Raw genomic sequence first — 18646 nt, 5'->3', positions numbered from 1 at the left:
GTCGCCCTTCTCTTATTTGGTTTTAGAAAGTTACTTTTCTATACAAATCTTTGAGACTGATTTCAAAATCAATCGCATCTAATTTGAGAACTGCATCTTCACCAAGAAATTCAGTTAATATCCATTTCCCCTTATCTTGTCCGCTATCTTGTTTAGTATATTTCTCTACACAATAACTATCTTGATAAATCAAAATATATTCTTTAAAGCTAGGGATAGAACGATATAACTTAAATTTACTGGTGCGATCGTATTCCTGAGTGGAACTAGAGAGAATTTCGACAATTACGCAAGGATTTGTCACGCCTGTTTTTTTCTGATCAGTAAAAATCGGCTGTCCCTTAACCACTAAAACATCAGGATAGGTATAGCGATTGAGATCTGGCATCCACAGACGCATATCACTCATAAAAACAGCAAAATCTAAGTCTTCCAAAGCCAAGAAAATTCGAGCCAGAAATTTAGCCGTTAAGATATTATGATTTGCGGTTGCGCCTGCCATCGGAATAATCTCTCCATCGACAAATTCACTTTTAACTAAGGCTTTTTCTTCTAGTTCGAGATATTCATCAACGGTGTAGCGTTTAGTTGTGGCAAGTACCATGATTAATTAGCCTCTCAACTTTATTTTTAATTACTGACGTTAAAAGCAAACAAGACCCTCACCCCTAGCCCCTCTCCCAAAAGGGGAGAGGGGAACAAGAAATTAGTCTTACTCCCCCTCGCCCTTAATGGGCGAGGGGGCTGGGGGGTGAGGAATGTATTAGTGTAATTATAGCGATTTTCATTTTGCCGTAGGCAAAATGAAAATCGCTATAGTTGAAAATTCCGATCGCAGTTTTCAATGACTTTATTCCAGATCGCAAAATGGAGTTCCTTATTGCGTAGGCGATCGCTTTTGATCTCTAGTACTTGTGTACCTTTGCTAAAGAGCGAATCAATCACGGCATTTTCAAAATGCTCCCAATCTTGAATGAGAATATGTTCGCAGTCGTAGGCGGTGACTAGAGGCGCAAAGTTTAGACCATGCGCTGTGCCGAAGAATTCCTCAAAGGTATGCTCAAATTTGGAAATTGGTAATAGATTAAAAATGCCACCACCATCGTTATTTAAGAGGATGACAGTGAGGGAAATCTGGTATTTTTTGGCGGCTAGTAATCCATTTAAGTCGTGATAGAAGGCTAAGTCACCACAGATAAGAACCATCGGGCGATCGCATCCCCAAGCTGCACCGAGAGCGCTGGAGAGCGTGCCATCAATGCCATTTGCGCCCCGATTTGCTAATACGGTAATCGCGTGGTCGCTATGGAAGAAGGTATCTAAATCGCGGATGGGGGTACTGCTTGCCACAAAGATATAACTATCCTCTGGCAAAATTTCTGCTAGCTCTGCATAAACCTTGCCATCGAAAAGTTCGTCTATTTCGTCGATCGCTTCTTCAATCGTATGTTCAGCAATGCTTTCTGCTAATTCAAAATCTAAGCGCCATTGTTTATCTTGCCAAACGGGTTGAGCATAATTTTCTAAATAATTGGCTAACTGCTCACAGAAGTTGACAGGATGGACATTGAGCGCCTGTGTCAGCCCATGCGTAGGATCGCTATTGATGCTGCCGACGATGATTTGCTGACAGCCGATGTGACGCTCTAGCCAAAGCAGATAGCTTTTGGAGGTAGGCATGGCTCCGAAGCGAATCATGATTTTGGGAGCATGGGTTTTACTAAAATTTGACGATCGCAAAAAGCTGTCGTAATGTCCGATTTCATCGCGACGATGCGCTCCTGTGGCTTCAATTAATAAGGGATAGCCCGTTGCCCTTGCTAGCCTTCGTACGGCTCCTACAAATTCTGGTGGTGAGTCATAGACTCCGACCACGATCGCGCCCTTGGGATGGCTAATAATTTGATTGGCAATGGTGGCGATGATGTCGGTATCTAGCGATCGCGTTCCTGCCCAGATTTGACTATAGGCGTTACCTGACGGGTTGCCGAGCATTGCCTCTGGACTGCTCAGGGCTAAGTCTTCGGGAATGTCGTTGGGAATGGGAATGGGCGGCATCGGATCGGCAAAGGGGAAGTTAAGATGGACTGCTCCTGCGGGTGTTTCACCTTTGCCAAGGGCGATGCTGACACTGCGGCTAATTAGCGATCGCAAATAGCGCAGACGGAAGCCAATAATTTCTGGGGTTCCCACTTCAAAGAAGTAGCGAACATGCTTTCCATAAATATTAATCTGATCGATGGTCTGTCCTGAGCCACAGTCACGCATTTCGGGTGGGCGATCGGCGGTCAGCACCACAAGCGGAATCCGACTATAGTACGCCTCAATAATTGCAGGATAATAGTTGGCGGCGGCAGTTCCTGATGTGCAGAGCAGGGCGACGGGAGCCTGTTGGACTTTGGCGACTCCAAGGGCAAAGAAGCTACTCGATCGCTCGTCAATATGCACCAATATCTGAAAGTCATCACAGCGATCGCGCAGTTCCGCAAAGGCAATCACAAGGGGTGTAGAGCGTGAACCGGGAGAAATGCAAACTGTCCGCACTCCTGATCGATAGAGTTCTTCGGCAACTATGCTTGCCCAGAGGGTGTTCCGATTGGCGGTGTTCATTTAATCGCGGTTCCGTGGCTATTAGGGTTAAATTACAGCTATGCTAAATGATTATCCAATTAAGTGAGATCTAGGGCTATTGCTAGACGTTTCACTTATGTGTTTTTACCTTTTTTCCTTTGTCTTTTTCCTTTTTTATTTGTTCTAATAGTACTGATGCTGGCTCATCATGAGGATCTTGCGGCACAAGTTCGCCCCGAAATGCTTTTGCTAATGTCGCCTGTTCTAGTCTGTCGCAAAGTTTCGTCGCTTTTTGATATTCTTCTTCCATCCTATCAATCTTCTCAAACATCTTCTCAACCCTCCGAACAATTTCTTTTTGTTCTTCTAAAGATGGAAGTTCAATTGGTAGGCTAATTAAAGTTGGTTGATTTATTTTTGGCATACTTCCTGCTGTTCCAGTTGCTCTATCTCTTAAATATTGTCTTGAGTTCTCACAAGAAAGCAAGAAATACAGAAATTGAGTTATGACAGTTTCCTTTACTCGTAATCGCATCATCAAATCTGGAAAAATAAACTGATTAGGAAGTCCATCATAAATTGCAGGAACTCCCACATATTCAATCGTATTACCTCTCTGAATGAGAATGTCATTAGGCTGCAACCAAAATTGCGAATTTATTTCTATGGATTCATCAAAATATTTAAAATGTTTTGCATTAAATTTTCCTGATGTTGTGGCAGTTAAAGTAAGAACTCGAAAAGGAGTTTCGTATGGGACAGGTTTTGCTGAGTAACCATTTTTGGGCTTATCAACTATAACTTCACCAAGAGTCGTTGATTGCCAAGAATTCTCTAAATTGTGCTTAATTCTCCAATCTTCTGTTAATTTGCCAGAGCAAGCAGCAGCTAAAATAGCTTGTTTGTAACGCGCAATTAATTTTGGGATGTGGTTTAGCTCATTACGCGCCGTGCGGTGGCGATCGCCTATCCGATCCAACTTATCCACAATCCGCCGTTGTTCATTAAGTGGTGGGATAGGGATCTGAGACTTCTTTATTTCACTAACTGCTGCTAAATTTTTTAAGGCTGTACCAACAGACTGGTCAAATATTTCTTTTTTTGCTAATGGAGATTCCAAATAAAGTTTTAGATAAAGAGGAACTACCACAGACAGATTTAATCTTAATCTCATCAAAGCTTGATTAATAATTCCTTTCTGAGCATTATGAGGAACAATTGCGACTCTTCCGATAGTACCTGCACAACTTATAATTAAATCATCAGGATAGACGTTAAATCCTATCATTTCTTTATATTTTTTATCGTCTATGTAATAGTTCCCAATGTCAAAATTGTTTTTAATAGCATTTTGTTGCTCATACACTTTATATCCTTGGCTTACAAAGATATCTTTTTTAAGAGAGCCACCAAATGGACCTCGCCGTATAGCGCCTTTTTCTTGAGCAGCTATTTCGTCAAGAGATGTTAATAACCAGTTATCGGGAAGATTCATAATATTCAAAAGTATTCTCATTCTAGAAAGTAGCGTGCGTTAAAGACCTCTCTCCCCCATCGGCAAATCATCACTCATAACCCAACCTCAACATAACTTAGTAAACATAAACCCACAGATCCCCGACTTTTTCTTTGCTATCAAAAATAACTGCGGCAATCACAAAAAAAGTCGGGGATTTCAGCCCTTGCATTTTACTTCACAAACAACCCTAAAAACCTAGAAGCAGTCACAACCAACGTACCCTGCGCCCCATCAAACGACTCAAAATCGCGATCGCCTGTAATTAGATAATCAGCAGCAGCAGCGATCGCACATTCCAAAAACGCCGAAACTAAGATATTAGTATCAACAACACCCCTAATCATTCGCCTCGCCTATAAGCCGCGATTTCTTCCGCAATCTCATCATCAGTAATTTCACTCACACCCGACAAAGCCTGTGTTTCTCTAAATAGCTGTTTCATATCTTCAACTAAAGCTGCACAATTTCCTATTGTTTTAGGCTTTACATGACTACGATTAGTATTTTGTTGAAAAATCAACAAAATCAATCACAGAACTTAACTTATCAGGTTCCAAATTCTCTAACTTTTCAAAAAGGCGATCTCTTAACACATCAATCGTTGTCATTGCCAAAACTCCTATATCTTCAAACTCCGTGCTTCACATTCAAACATCATAAGCGATCGCACATTTTTCTCTTTAATCTGTTTTGATACACAACATTAAATTTCATCCTCTTCCAAAAATAGATTTTTCAAATCCCGATAACCACTTACAACCCTCAAAATCTCAACACCCTCAGCGATCGCACGATAGAAAATCAAGTAACTGTCAACAGGAAAACTTCGCACATTCAAGGCTAGCTCATCACGATTCTGACCCATATTAGGAAAACTAACTAGCCTTTTACATTTATCCTCAATCTTATCTAGCAATCGTTCCGCAGCATCAAAACTACTATTTTCCGCTACATAATCCATAATTGCCTCAATATCCCGACTTGCAGGAGCAGTAAACCGACAAATCCGACTCATTGACCAACCTGCGCTCTCTTCTGCCGTAATTTATCCCGCAAATTCTGAAACATCACATCAGCATCAATAACATCACCACGATCTGCCGCATCAATGCCAATCTGTACTTCCTGTTGCAGTTGCCTAAAGCGTTTTTGATATCTAATCTGCCACTCATCCGTATTTAAAAACTCAATGAAAGCCAACACATCTTGTTGCTTTTCAGAAGATAATTCCCTGACCTTATCAACAATGGCTTGCTCAGTAGTCATGTTTTTTTAGTCCTTAGCTAATCTCTAAAACATTATACAAAATTAGTATCAACGACAATCGCACTCATTCGCCTCGCCTAAATGCCAAAACTCCTATATTTTCAAACTCCGTGCTTCACATTCAAACATCATAAGCGATCGCAAGAATGTCTCTCCAATTGCGATAACTTAATTCATAGAATCTCTCAACAGTAGATAAGCAGTGTGCGTTAGCTTAGCGTAACGCACCCTACAGAATTTTTGATTAGTTTAACTCCTCCATCAAACCATCGATCGCCTTCAGAGCATTCTGTAGATGAGAAGCGATCGCCGCCGCAATTTCCTCAGGTTCCGTCATCTCATCTTCAGGATCATCACTCGTATCCCGTAACCAAGCAATATCGAGATTATCATTGCGATCGCTAATTTGTTCACGAGTAAAGCAACGAAATCTTCCCTCCTCACCCTGATCAATACGTGGTGACTTCCCATAAGGATCATCCCCAAAAGCCGCCTCAAACTCCGCAAAATCCGCCGCCGTCAGTTGGCGTGTCTTCCCGAAAGTATTCATATTTGAGCGCATATCATAGACCCAGACTGCCTTAGTATTACCGCGATCGCCCTTACCGCGAGTAAAAAACAACACATTCGTTTTCACCCCCTGAGCATAAAAAATTCCTGTCGGCAACCGCAAAATCGTATGCAAATCGCAAAGTTCCATTAACTGCTGGCGCAACTTCCGTCCGATATTATCCTCAAACAGCACATTATCAGGCAGCACCACCGCCGCTCGACCCTTAGCTTTCAGAGCGCGATAAATATGCTCCACAAACGCAAGTTGTTTATTGGAAGTCTCGGCAGTAGTTGAGAAGTCATTTCTGGTCGGTCTACCCCCACCTTTTTTCGTTCCAAAAGGAGGATTCGTCAAAATCACATCCGCCTTACCCAACATCTCCCCATCGGGCGAAAGGCTATCCCCACAATCCACCGCTCTCTCAATTCCATGCAAAATCAAATTCATCAAACAAAGACGATGCGTATCAGGAACCAATTCCAAACCCCGAAAAGCGCGATCGCGTTGAAAATCCCCCTCTGCCTCCGACAAACTATAGAGATTATTTGTTTGCAGTTTGATGTAATGATCCGCCGCCACCAAAAAACCAGCCGTTCCCGCCGCAGGATCTTGAATCACTTCCCCAGCCTTGGGCTTCACTAGCCGCACAATGCAATCAATCAAAGGACGTGGCGTAAAATACTGCCCTGCACCCGATTTCTTTTCCGCCGCATTCTTCTCTAACAAGCCCTCATACATATCCCCCAAACGTTCTTCCTTCGGCGAAGCGACCAACTCCTGATTCCTTGCCGAGAACCAATCCAAAGCATCGATCGCATCGGTGAGAGCCTTGAGATTGGTCGGCTTGCGTAATTTAGTCTGAGCGTCCGTAAAAATCGCCAAAACCACAGGGTCATTAACCTTCTTCGCCGTACCCAAATCCAGCAAAAGCTGTTTATAAAACTCTAGCTGTTCCAATCCTTCACGATGATCAAGATCTTGCCAGCGATAGTTTTCTGGTAAGCGGCTTTCCTTACCCGTTTCCGCCAACATCTTCAGAAACAGCAGATAGGTTAGCTCCGTCACATACTCGTTATAGGTGATGCCATCATCTCGCAAAATATTACAGAGATTCCATAACTTCGCGACAATATCACGGGTGACATTCCCGCCCCCATTGCCTTCACGAATAATATCTTTGCCGTTAATATCTTTACTAATGCTCATGCTTGTCTTTGCCACAGTTCCTCATTGATATCGCCTAAGATCGTTTCTAATTGTCCCTCAAAGATGCGATTAAGTCGTTGAAACCCACCAGCATCTTCTTTGAAATTGCCTTGATCGAGGGCTTCGCGATCGACCACAATTTCCTTAATAATTTGCTGCTCAATCCGTCCCAACCATTGACGTTGCGGTTCAGTCCAAGCCCGTTTTGCCAAAATGCGGCGCATCGCTCCTTTCACCCGATCCTCATAGGGAATTAACGGATCACCCAACGCCGCCTGCCGCACAAAGCCAATAATCGAAGCCGCAATATCTTCATTTTTGGTATCGCGCCATGCTTGCTGCAAATAGGCTTCAGAGTAGCCCATTTTATCGATTTCTAGCCGCAATTCCCTTAACTGAGCGCGAGTCAACTCACGCGGACGCTGCAAAACCACCGTGAGCGCTGCAATTTTATTGGCATTATGGCGCACATAGTCTATAAATCCATCGAGAAAGTCTTCAGGTTTCTTGCCCTTGCCATAGCCTCTCGTTACAAAGATCACCTCATCATCATGCTCAGAAATAGGAATCCAAGTTCCTTCATACTCAGGATTCCATTCCCATGATTTACCCAGTTGCGGGTTTTCTTTTGCCCAAGCCACTATGGTCTCTAGAGGACTAGTCCGAAACTTGCTAAAAGTGGATTCTGGAGCTTCGCCTATGGTTGCCTCATAGTGTTCTTTTGAGCGATCGCCCATCCTTGAGAGTCGCTGCCGCAATTTCACGATCAATTGCTCACGGATAATTTTTTGATGCTGAGCATCCTCAACCTGCCTTAATTCATCAAATAACTGTCCTAACGAAATGGCAGGATCGACCACCACAGGCTTCATGTCGCTGACTTCTTGCATTTTTTCGTAGATACCCACAGCATCATAAATCTTAAATATCCTCTTCTCAATCTCATCACAACGCCTTGTCGCTCTACCCAGCATTTGTTCGTAGAGAATCCGACTATTGACACGACGCAAAAATACGAGGTTGCAGATTTTGGGAACATCGATCCCTGTGGTCAGCAGATCAACAGTGACAGCAATTTTGGGCAAGGAATCGTTACGAAAGTTGCGAATCTTGGTCTGCACATCATCGACTGAGCCTGTCAATTTTTGAATTGCATCATTATCCAATTCTTCATAGCGTTGCTGCATAGCGTTTTTGAGTTCTTGAACAATGAGATCCGCATGGCGATCGTTAGCCGCAAAAATCAAGGTTTTGCCATCCAACATCGGGTCAATCCGCACGGCTAGTTCCTGCGCGATCGCTCGATTAAAGGGAACCGTAATCACCTTTTTGTTGAACTTCTCCACCTCAAAATTCAACTCATCGGGCGTACTAGTCAGGTCAATTTCTCCTGATACCGTGTTATAGACCGCCACCTGCTCGTTAGCCTGAAACTTAATCCCTGACTGATTTAACAAAGTGCCAATCTGAAGGGGTGGCTCATGATCGATCAAAACACCATCAACCACCGCATCACGATAGCCATATTTAAAAATTGGCTCACCAAATATTTCCCTAGTATGCAGGGCAGGCGTTGCCGTCAGTCCGATTTTCACCGCATCGAAATGTTCTAAAACCCGTCGATACTTAGAAATATAGTCCTCCTGACTACGGAAACTTAACTCCGCGTCAGACATTTCGCGATCAAGTAAATATCCCCGATGACATTCATCAATCAAGATCAAGTCATACTGATCAATGGGCGGTATATCGCCATTTTCCTTGGCATATAACACCCGCTTGACCAATCCCTGAATTGTGCAGATATGCACCTTCGTTTCTGATTCTGGGTCAATATCCTTTAAACCCTTTAAGCCCAAAATATCAGCAAAGGTCTTTGCCGTTTCCACCTTGGTTGTGCGAAACTCATCGGCGGTTTGATTGCCTAAGGCACTGCGATCCACGACAAAACAAACCCGTCGAAATCGCTTAGTAGAAAGCAGCCGATAAAGTAAAGCGATCACTAATTTAGTTTTGCCTGTACCCGTCGCCATAGCCACCAACATCGAACGGCGATCGCTTGCCAACTGTTCTTCGATTTTTTCAATGGCTCTTTGCTGATGGTCATACAGGTTAAAGCCAAACTGCAAAGCCATATTTTTTAACTTTGCATGAGCTTCTTCCCGATCCATACTCAACAAACCCTCTAAGCCTTCAGGAGTCATCCACCCAGTCAAAGCTCGACTGTGGTTTATGGGTTTCCGCACATCACGAAACCAAATTCCACTCTCAGTTTCCAGTTGTTTGAGAAAGGGTCTACCATTGCTAGCAAAGACAAAGGGAACTTGATATTCCCCCCAAGGGCTATCACTGACCGTCTCCCATCCATTCCCTGCCCGAAAGCCCTTAGCATATCGCTCCGCTTGAGCGATCGCCGTAGCCACATTTTTGCGCCTCCGTTTCGCCTCAACCAGAGCCACACAGCGCGTACCCACAAACAGGGCATAGTCAGCTACTCCTTTGGCTGTTTTCCACTCAGCGATCGCCATATTTCTGCCCTTAACGGGTCTAGTCCCCTTACCATAGTGCAACTCTTGGCTATCCGTCAACCATCCCGCATCTCGCAATTGTTGATCAATAATTGCTCTAGTTTCCGTCTCATCCAGATCTAGCTTTTGGGCGGCTCGTTCTGCTAAGACAATAATTTTCTCGGTTTCCTTTGGTGATTTCGGCTTAGGAGATATGCTAACTGTCAAATTAGCCGCCAAATTTACTTTTTCCCGTTCAGCCTCCAGCGCCAATTTTTCCCACAATAGGCGATCCTCCGACTCCTGCTTAGCCCTTTCCTCAGCACTTTGCAAAGCGATCGCTCTTTCCCTCAAAAGCAGTTCCGCTTGCTCTTTTTGCGAAAGTGTTGCTGCTAATTCTTGCTGTAAACGATTTAGCTCCGTTTGTAACTCTACAGTCGCGTCTACAGGCTTACACGGTGGCACAAAAGCCCCTGCCTTAAAGTTGGGATTACCGCTAAAAGTACGGTGAAACCAGATAGCTAGCTTCCGCGCCAGTTTTAAGGTCATCAAAGCTTCAGCGTAGTCACCCGTATATTGATGATTGGCTTTATTTCCCGTCACACGTATTTGATGAAAGACATCTATCACTTCAGGATGTAGCTTCTCTAGCTTCAACCTTCGCAAGAGATCCACCTGTGACTCATCCGCCGATAACGTCAATCCCAAGTTGATTGCTGTCCATTGCGCCAATAGCTCCGTAAATTGGCGTAACTTTATCAAGCAAGTATTGGGATCTACTTGAAAAAAATGCTCAGCCAAAGATCCTAACTTGACTAGCTGTAGATCATAGGAACGTAAAAATTCAAAATTTGCTGATTTCATGACTAGTCCTCATGATGCGGCTCTAACATTAAATAAGGAACCGATTTTGTGTGACGCGGCGAAGCCGCGCCACCCTTATTTAATGTTAGTCCCGTGACTACTAAATTGGAGGCTGTAGCCTAATTCCGTTAACATCTGTCGCAGGATTGGCAGACTCAATCCTAAAACATTGGTATGACAGCCTTCTATCTTCTCAATCAGCAGTCCACCTAGTTTCTCTAGGGTGAAGCATCCTGCACAGCATAGCGGCTCCCCTGAGTCCGCATAGCTCGCTATTTCCGAATCAGTCGCATCCGCAAAATATACCTTGGTCACGCCGTAACGCATAACGCTGCGCTGGGTTTGTAGGTCGATTAGGCAATGTCCTGTATAGAGTTCGCAATAGTTACCGCGCATTTTTTGCCATGTGGCGATCGCAATATCCTTGGTGTCAGGTTTGCCATAGACCAGTCCATTTAAATACATGATTGAGTCACAACCGATTACGAGGGCTTTCTGTCCTGCAAATTCCTGTGTGACCTCTGGCAATACGGCTGTGGCTTTGCATTGGGCTAAGGTCAGCACTAGTGAGGTAGGGTCAGTTACTTGGATTGCGTCTTCGTCAAAGTTACTCACCCGAACTATGGGCGTGATTCCTGCGTTTTCTAATATCTTTTTGCGTGTCGGTGAGGCGGAGGCAAGGACAAAGACGGTATTAGTCATGTTTAGCGGTCAGGTTGACGATCTGGCTTTCGCTTCAATTGTATAGCGATCGCTTGTTGAATTACCGCTATTTAGATTTTCGGCTTTTACTTAATTCCCACAGAACCGATAAAGTTACCGAAGTTTTGCGATCGCTTAAGCGGTCAGTAAAAGTTGCTATAATAGCCATATTTACGTGACAAATTCACGTATTTTTGATTGTTGAGTAAAAAATTATGCTTTTAGACTTCACTGTAGAAAACTTTCGTTCGATTAAGGGTGCGGAAACTCTTAGTGCGGTTGCGGCGAGTAAGAGCAAGGCTAAACCCAACAATACTGAAAACCGTCGCCGAGTTAAGTCTGATGATGAAATTGCTCAACCTTTTCACATTGAAAGTTGGGATATTGATGTTTTGCCAGTAATCGCCATTTTTGGCGCTAACGCTTCAGGTAAAAGCAATGTCTTAAAAGCTCTTGAGTTTTTACTCAAATATATGATTCTCGGTAATTATGCTCGTGGGGTAGAACGAATTCCTTTTAAGCTAAATTTTCAGACCATAAATAGTCCAAGCTATTTCAAACTTCGTACTGCATTTAATGGAACTATATATACTTATTCTTTGGTTCTAAATAGTGTTCGTATACTTGTGGAAAAGCTAGAATATACTTTAGTCTCTACAAAAAGAGAGCGGCTTTTGTTTAGTCGAACTTGGAATGGAGAACAGCAAGAATTTGATTGGAAAAATGGTTCTGACTTTTCTGGATCACATACTCAACTTGAAAAAAGCATACAAGACTACGAACCATTTATAAGTCTTGTATTGACAAAGTTAGATATAAAAGTAGTTACACCACTTTCTGAATGGTTAAGGCTGGGACAATTAGGCACCAATTTTAGAAATGAAACACTTCTTGATGGTTTAGATAATTATGTATCAAAGCCTTATATCCCTCAAGCATCCGAAGTATTCGTAAAAACCAAACAACTTTTACTTAAATTCGATACTGGATTATTTGATATTGAGACAAAAAAATCCGAAGAGGGAAAGGATTATCAAGTTTATGCTTTACATAAGGCAGAAAATGGGGAAATTGTTAGGTGGAAATTTGAGGAAGAATCTTTAGGAACTCGGGATCTATTAAGTTTAGCTTTTAAAATACAAAGTAGGATGCAAAGCAGTTCTCTACTTATTGCGGATGAATTTGGCTCAAATCTGCACCCAAATATCACTAGTGAGATAGTACAGTTTTTCCAGAATCCAAAGACTAATCCTAATCGTACTCAACTAATTTTTACTAGTCACGATAATACTTTACAGAGAAATAACTTGTTACGGCGAGATCAGATTTGGTTTACACAGAAGCGTCCTGACCAAAGCACAGAGCTATATTCACTTAGTGATTTTAAAGTTCGTAATGATTTAGCGATTGACAAAGCATATCTAGATGGAAGATTTGGAGCAGTTCCATTTATTTCTGATGAAGACGATTTTATGCCAGTAGGTAACGGCAATGGCTAAACCTTCTTTCAAAAGAAATGCGCCTAAAAAAGACATTGCCAAAAAGATTTTGATTGCTTGTGAAGGTAAATATACAGAACCAGAATATTTCAAAGCCATTCGTCAAGATTTACGCTTAGCGACTGTTAAAATCATCATTCTTCCCCATGATGGAACCGATCCGCTTAGTGTAGTGAATAAAGTCTTAGAAGAGAAACAAGATCGAAAACGCGATAGAACTTGGCTAGAGGAAGATTCGGCATGGGCTGTTTTTGATGGTGACGAACATATTCAGAAAGATCCTCATAATTGGCATCAGGCTATTCAAAAAGCTAAAAAGGAAAACATCCAGCTTGCGATTACCAATCCCAGTATTGAGCTTTGGTATCTCGTTCATTTCCAAGATCATTCAGCTAGTATTTCGCAAGACAAAGCTAGAGAACGCTTAAATAGGCACATTCCCAATTACGACAAAGCTCGGTGCTATTATCAAGAAAAGCTCAAGGGGCTGACTCAAGATGCGATCGCTAGAGCAACCAAACTTGATGAATTAGCAAAGCAAGACAACCTACCTGAATACTCAAATCCATGCTGTAGCGGTATATCCAAATTAGTTTATATGCTTTTGAAATTAGGCGATCGCTAGAAAAAGCATAGTGAGACACAATAGCCCTTAGCTATATAATGTCCTACGTTGACGGAGATAACCAATAATTCTTGGCTCCAGTGTATTTTAGATTTTCAACATGACCATTTTTGAAGTTTCCGTTCCTGCAACTACCGCTAATATTGGCCCAGGGTTCGACTGCCTTGGCGCAGCCCTATCGCTTTATAACCATTTTGAATTTTCCCTTGCTGATCGCCTCACCATCACAGCATCGGGCGAAGGGGCAGACAAGGTGGAACGGGACGAAACAAATTTGGTATATCGGGCGATCGCTAAGTTTTATCAGCATATTGATCGCCCAATTCCGCCGATCGCTTTTCATACAGATACCAAAATCCCCCTATCGCGTGGGTTAGGTAGTTCCGCAACCGCGATTGTAGGCGGGCTGGTCGGTGCGAACCTATTGGCAGGTTCGCCCCTAGATCGCGGGGCATTATTGGATTTGGCGATCGCCATGGAAGGGCATCCCGATAACGTTGCCCCTGCGATGTTGGGCGGTTGTCAGTTGATGGCTTCTAATCAAGCAGGTGGCTGGGAATATTGCGATTTGCATTTGCATGAAAGTATTGGGCTAGTTGTGGCAATTCCTAACTTTGAGCTATCGACGGCTAAGGCAAGGGAAGTATTGCCGAAGCAATTTTCGATGCATGATGCGGTTTTTAACGCCTCGCACTTAGCACTATTAAGTCATGGGATTCAGACAGGGAATGTGAATTGGTTGAAGGCAGGCTTGCAGGATCGACTGCATCAAAACTATCGCCAAAGCTTGATTAAGGGCATGACAGAAGTACAAGCTGCCGCGATCGCCGCAGGAGCCTATGGCTTGGTAATTAGTGGCGCGGGTCCCACCCTACTTTCTTTAGCGCCAATGGGTACAATAGAGACAGTCGCCCAAGCAATGAATCAGGCATGGCAAGCAATTGGTGTCAAGGCTGTGACAAAATGTTTAGCGATCGCCAAAGATGGTACAACATTCAAAACTCGTTAAACTTTTTGGGCGAAGCCTAAAAAGTTTAAGAACAATGTAGGAAACTTATGTCTAAATTTCAATTTTTACTCATCTCGGCGCTAATTTCCTCAGTGGTGCTGTTATTTGTCGGTAGTCGTGATGGCAATCCCTTTGATACCGTATTTCCCATTGGAGTTGTCATTGGTTTAGCGATCGTTGCTCAAAAATACTTATCTGAAAAAGTCTGGAATCGCCTTGCCCGTTGGGTCAATGAAACCATAGGACGTAAAATTTTCTATGTGCGATCGCCACGTCCTAAGGTCGTCCCAGAGCGCAAATTATTGCCTCCTTCTAAATTGAATCGCCTGAAATAAATCATCCGCAAACATCTGCAATAATCCAGAGAATTCTCACACCATGACCTACGCATCATTAAACCAACCTTTGCGAGTTGGCATCGTTGGTTCGGGCTTTGTTGCCAAGCTCCGCGCCGAAATCTTTAGCCAAGATGCAAGGATTCAACTTGTAGCGATCGCTGGTAATCCCGAAAAAGCACAGTCGATCGCCCAAGAGTTTAATATTCCCAAGGTGCATCAATATTGGTCAGAGTTGGTGGTGCGCCCTGATGTGGACTTAGTGGTGGTGTGTAATGTTAATCGCGATCATGGAGCCGTCGTTGGGCAAGCTCTGCGATCGGGCAAACACGTAATTGTCGAATATCCGCTTGCGTTTCAATTAGCTGAAGCAGAAGAACTTGTAAAGCTTGCTCAACAACAGAACTTGATGCTCCATGTAGAGCATATTGAGCTATTAGGCGGCGTGCATCAATTGGTAATGGAACATTTAGCAAAAGTGGGAACTCCCTTTTATGCTCGATATTCCACCAAAAGCCCCCAGCGTCCTGTGCCTGATAAATGGACATACAAGCCAGACTTATTTGGCTTCCCTCTAACGGCAGCAGTTTCTCGCCTCAATCGCATTATTGTTCTATTTGGAAAAGTAAAATCTGTCTCTTGCCAATTGCGTTACAGTGGCGAAAATTTACCTCATTATTTTACTTCCTGCGTTTGCAATGCTCAACTTCAGTTTGAGAATGGCGTAATTGCGGATATTAGTTACAGTAAGGGGGAAAGCTTTTGGCTACCCGAAAGGATCATGGAGTTGCAAGGGAGTTCAGGCGCGATCGTGTTTTCTAGGGACAAAGGGAAGTTAGTGACTGCGGATGGTGAAAAGGAACTAGATGCAGGGACAACTAGAGGTTTATTTAAAAAAGATACGGAAAACGTCCTAGCCCATTTGTTTGACGGTAAGCCTCTCTATACCAATCACGAAAGTATTTTACATTCCCTTGCAGTTGCCAATGCCGCCGAGAAAGCGGCGACAACTAATCAAACAATTATGCTTTAACAGAGAGATTTAAAGTGCTGCTTTGCAGCACTTTAAATCTCTCCTATTGACATGTCTATAAAATTTTGCCAGATTTCATTAGGTTGCCAGATTTTGTGCAAATCCGCGATCGCTTGTTCTGGAGGACAATCTAAACGCGATCGCCGATAAAGATAGACAAAGGCAGAAACGCGCATATTTTTAGCACAATGGACAAATATTTTTTGATTTTGTCGTTTATCCATAGCTTGCAAAAACTGCGAGAAATCTTCCATAGTTGGACTTTCCCAAAGCACAGGAATTGCCACATACTCCATTCCTAGAGATTGCACAAGTTCCGCTTCATTGGCGATCGCCCCATCAGAAGTTGGTAGCGCGAGATTAATCACCGTCTCATATCCAGCATCGGCAATTTCTCGAAACTGCTCGACAGTTGGTTGTCCTGCGGTAGCAAGTTTGTCCGAAATTGGCAGGAAGTTAATTATTTCTACTAGGCGATCGCCATCTTGATTGATAAATTGGTTCATAAATAACTTAGTTCCCATTTCCGTCTTAGCTGAGAAGATGAGGTGGAGAATCAAAAATGTGATTCCTCCTAAAAGTTGAAGCCAGCCATCATCCATTACATTTGCTGCAAATACTTTTCGCTACCTAGTTCCTCTAGTTTCTCTTGCTTTTCCATCACCATATCTTTGAGGGAAGTGCGATAGGCAATTACTTTGTCGAGAAGTTCAGGATCATGACTTGCCAGAATCTGTACAGCTAGTAAACCCGCATTATCCGCATTCCCGATCGCTACCGTTGCTACAGGGATTCCCTTCGGCATCTGCACTATCGAATAAAGGGAATCGACCCCACTAAGTTGTTTCGTCGAGACAGGCACACCAATCACAGGCAAAGGCGAAAGCGCCGCCACCATCCCCGGTAAATGGGCGGCTCCACCTGCCCCTGCAATAATCACTCGAATACCGCGAGTATGGGCTGTCTTGGCAAATTCCACCATGCGCTCAGGGGTACGATGAGCGGAGATAATCGCGACTTCGTGGGGAATATTAAACTGTTGGCAAATGGCGATCGCGCCTTGCATGGTGGGTAAGTCGGAGTCGCTACCCATGATGATGCTAACTTGTGGCTGAGTGGTCATATTGCTAGTCTTAATTAATCTAAAGAATTTGTTAGAGAGGCTTCGCCTCTCTAACAAATCTAGTTCTTTATTTTACTGCACGTTCGTCTATTTAAAGAGAATGGCGGCGCGAAGCGTCGCCACTCTCTTTAAATAGATATAAAATTTAATATTTCTGTGGCTACCTTGGAGGGACGCTCTAAGTGAGGAACGTGACCACTATTCTCAATCCAAACAAGCTTGTTATGGGGGATAATTGCTTGGAACTTTGCGGCATCCTTTGTGCCGAGAATCTGATCGCGATCGCCCCATAAAATTAGCGTTTGTTGTGTCAAATAAGTTAATTCCTTCGCAAAGGAACCATAGCCACCGCTTTTAGTAAAGGAAATTAAAGATTCACTCCATCTCGGCATGGCTAAATGGAGCGATGCACAGATCTCAGCATCGGTCGTGACAAAGCTAGGATCAGCATAGGCTTTGAGACTGACTTCTCGGCGCACCTTCGGACTACGTAAAAAATCCGTTGCCATCCGATCAAATGGAGGTACAAGAAACTTCCCAGCCGCCGTTCCCTTTCGCATTCCTGCACTACCGATTAAAATTAATTTCTGGACTACTTCGGGATAAGTGAGGGCAAAATCAATGGCTGCTGCACCTCCCATTGACGCACCCACGAGAATGATGGGCTTGGTGATCGCGGTTTTCCAGAAATGATAAAGATGCTCCTTAATTGCATCGGGGCTAACCAGCCCATCAGCAAGGCGCTCGGTTAAGCCGAACCCAAATAAATCCATCGCCCAAGTTTGCCGACTACGGGCTAAATGAGGAATCAGGCGACGAAACTCAAAGAGCGAACTATCAAAACCATGTAGAAGTAAAATCGGCGGTTGATCTTCTTTGGGAAAGCCCTCAGAAACATAGCTCGTCAAAATTATTTCACTAGTGAACCCTGTGGAAACTAGGCAAAACTGGATTTTGTCCGCGATCGCGATGGATGTACCTTCGGTTAGTTGCGATCGCAAAGGAATAATTTCGGCAGGTAAGTTAGACATTAGTTAAATACTTAGTTAGACATTAAACTCAAAGATTAGAGAGGCAGCACGAAGAGCCGCCTCTCTAATCTTTAGGTGGGAAGGGAGTAAGTTTCATTTTGGCAAGGGTAGCCGCCGTAATCGTGGCATAAAAAGGCGTAAAGCCTAAGAAGAAATAGAGAATTCCATATAAGCTTCCTTTTCCCCGAAAAAAAGACACGATCGCGATCGCCATAAATGCGATTAACACCGAATTAACGACAATCCACCATAGCGATCGCCTATTAAGTAACTTCGTATTTTTGCCATTCCACAACACCAAACATTGCAAAATCCCCAACAATCCCCCTGCCAAAAATAACCAAAAAGAATTTACCAGCAATAGAGGCAGGCGATCAAAAATATTACTTTCAGAAAAAGAACCATCGAGATTCATCACAAAACCAAACTGAGGCGTATATGCCAAGCTGGTCGCCGCAAAGCCCACCCAAGTCCAGCCAAAGGAACTAGCTAAGATCCACCATGCTGAGGACTGCAAAAATCGCCGTAAAACTAAATATTGCATCAAGCCGACAAATACAGACACAAAGAACGATCCACAAACAATACCCGTGGCTACAGGACAGTTAAGGCTACCAAATCCTGTATGGCATACACCTATAGAAACAAGGCGATCGCTAAGATAATGGATGCCCACCAAACAAGCAGGAATCCCAAAAATATAGCCAATCACCGCACCTGTAAGCGTAGCCAATACCCATCGCCACCATAGCCCGACGGTAGATAAAGCGCGTTGTTTTTGCATTGTGTTTCAGTCCCGCATT

General features: G+C 43.4%; 18 protein-coding genes. 5 read left to right on the top strand and 13 right to left on the bottom strand.

Annotation, left to right across the window (positions count from 1 at the left end; all coding sequences use genetic code 11):
* Positions 1-22: 22 nt before the first annotated feature.
* From H6F42_RS06425 to H6F42_RS06385, 9 genes are all read right to left on the bottom strand, one after another.
* A complete protein-coding gene (locus H6F42_RS06425; protein WP_190398529.1) occupies positions 23-604 on the bottom strand; it encodes a Uma2 family endonuclease in 582 nt (193 codons plus the stop codon).
* A 209-nt stretch (positions 605-813) separates the two neighbouring features.
* Positions 814-2610: a 2-succinyl-5-enolpyruvyl-6-hydroxy-3-cyclohexene-1-carboxylic-acid synthase gene (gene menD / locus H6F42_RS06420; protein ID WP_190398528.1), complete on the bottom strand. Its 1797-nt coding sequence runs from the start codon at positions 2608-2610 to the stop codon at positions 814-816.
* Between the two features lie 91 nt (positions 2611-2701).
* Entirely contained in the window at positions 2702-4066 is a 1365-nt protein-coding gene (locus tag H6F42_RS06415) for a restriction endonuclease subunit S (RefSeq protein WP_190398527.1), read from the bottom strand.
* Positions 4067-4260: 194 nt separating this feature from the next.
* The gene (locus H6F42_RS06410; RefSeq protein ID WP_190398526.1) at positions 4261-4434 is read right to left on the bottom strand and encodes a hypothetical protein; all 174 of its coding nucleotides are present in this window, start codon (positions 4432-4434) and stop codon (positions 4261-4263) included.
* Positions 4435-4793: 359 nt separating this feature from the next.
* A complete protein-coding gene (locus H6F42_RS06405) occupies positions 4794-5105 on the bottom strand; it encodes a type II toxin-antitoxin system RelE/ParE family toxin (RefSeq protein WP_190398525.1) in 312 nt (103 codons plus the stop codon).
* Positions 5102-5356, bottom strand: coding sequence for a hypothetical protein (locus tag H6F42_RS06400; RefSeq protein WP_190398524.1), 255 nt, complete (start codon positions 5354-5356; stop codon positions 5102-5104). Before H6F42_RS06400 ends, H6F42_RS06405 begins: the two co-directional genes overlap by 4 nt.
* Before the next feature lie 244 nt (positions 5357-5600).
* Positions 5601-7115, bottom strand: coding sequence for an N-6 DNA methylase (locus H6F42_RS06395; protein ID WP_190398523.1), 1515 nt, complete (start codon positions 7113-7115; stop codon positions 5601-5603).
* Complete coding sequence (hsdR, locus tag H6F42_RS06390) at positions 7112-10486, bottom strand: type I restriction-modification system endonuclease (RefSeq protein WP_190398522.1); 3375 nt, start codon at positions 10484-10486, stop codon at positions 7112-7114. Before hsdR ends, H6F42_RS06395 begins: the two co-directional genes overlap by 4 nt.
* A gap of 75 nt (positions 10487-10561) precedes the next feature.
* Complete coding sequence (locus tag H6F42_RS06385; protein ID WP_190398521.1) at positions 10562-11188, bottom strand: nucleoside triphosphate pyrophosphatase; 627 nt, start codon at positions 11186-11188, stop codon at positions 10562-10564.
* 215 nt (positions 11189-11403) lie between these two features.
* On the opposite strand from H6F42_RS06385, the gene H6F42_RS06380 reads away from it, so the two are divergent.
* The 5 genes from H6F42_RS06380 (at position 11404) to H6F42_RS06360 (ending at position 15689) form a co-directional block, all read left to right on the top strand.
* Positions 11404-12687: an ATP-binding protein gene (locus H6F42_RS06380; RefSeq protein ID WP_190398520.1), complete on the top strand. Its 1284-nt coding sequence runs from the start codon at positions 11404-11406 to the stop codon at positions 12685-12687.
* Positions 12680-13312, top strand: coding sequence for an RloB family protein (locus H6F42_RS06375; protein WP_190398519.1), 633 nt, complete (start codon positions 12680-12682; stop codon positions 13310-13312). The genes H6F42_RS06380 and H6F42_RS06375 overlap by 8 nt, the downstream gene beginning before the upstream one ends.
* A 100-nt stretch (positions 13313-13412) precedes the next feature.
* Positions 13413-14321 carry a homoserine kinase gene (thrB, locus tag H6F42_RS06370; protein ID WP_190398518.1) on the top strand — a complete coding sequence of 303 codons (909 nt, stop codon included), beginning with the start codon at positions 13413-13415 and terminating at the stop codon, positions 14319-14321.
* 47 nt (positions 14322-14368) lie between these two features.
* The gene (locus H6F42_RS06365; protein WP_190398517.1) at positions 14369-14656 is read left to right on the top strand and encodes a hypothetical protein; all 288 of its coding nucleotides are present in this window, start codon (positions 14369-14371) and stop codon (positions 14654-14656) included.
* A 43-nt stretch (positions 14657-14699) separates the two neighbouring features.
* On the top strand, positions 14700-15689 hold the full coding sequence (locus tag H6F42_RS06360) for a Gfo/Idh/MocA family oxidoreductase (RefSeq protein ID WP_190398516.1): 990 nt from the start codon (positions 14700-14702) through the stop codon (positions 15687-15689).
* Between the two features lie 32 nt (positions 15690-15721).
* Here the strand turns inward: H6F42_RS06360 and H6F42_RS06355 are convergent, their stop codons facing one another.
* The 4 genes from H6F42_RS06355 to H6F42_RS06340 form a co-directional block, all read right to left on the bottom strand.
* Positions 15722-16291, bottom strand: a complete 570-nt coding sequence (locus H6F42_RS06355) for a protein tyrosine phosphatase family protein (protein ID WP_242018349.1) — start codon at positions 16289-16291, stop codon at positions 15722-15724.
* Positions 16291-16812 carry a 5-(carboxyamino)imidazole ribonucleotide mutase gene (purE, locus tag H6F42_RS06350; protein WP_190398515.1) on the bottom strand — a complete coding sequence of 174 codons (522 nt, stop codon included), beginning with the start codon at positions 16810-16812 and terminating at the stop codon, positions 16291-16293. Before purE ends, H6F42_RS06355 begins: the two co-directional genes overlap by 1 nt.
* 128 nt (positions 16813-16940) lie before the next feature.
* A complete protein-coding gene (locus H6F42_RS06345) occupies positions 16941-17843 on the bottom strand; it encodes an alpha/beta hydrolase (protein WP_190398514.1) in 903 nt (300 codons plus the stop codon).
* 64 nt (positions 17844-17907) lie between these two features.
* On the bottom strand, positions 17908-18627 hold the full coding sequence (locus tag H6F42_RS06340; RefSeq protein ID WP_190398513.1) for a hypothetical protein: 720 nt from the start codon (positions 18625-18627) through the stop codon (positions 17908-17910).
* Between the last annotated feature and the right edge of the window lie 19 nt (positions 18628-18646).

Origin of the sequence: Pseudanabaena sp. FACHB-1998 (assembly GCF_014696355.1) — a bacterium.
Lineage (GTDB): Bacteria > Cyanobacteriota > Cyanobacteriia > Pseudanabaenales > Pseudanabaenaceae > Pseudanabaena.
Note: the sequence above shows the minus strand (reverse complement) of the source record. Positions and strands in the feature narration are given on the sequence as shown.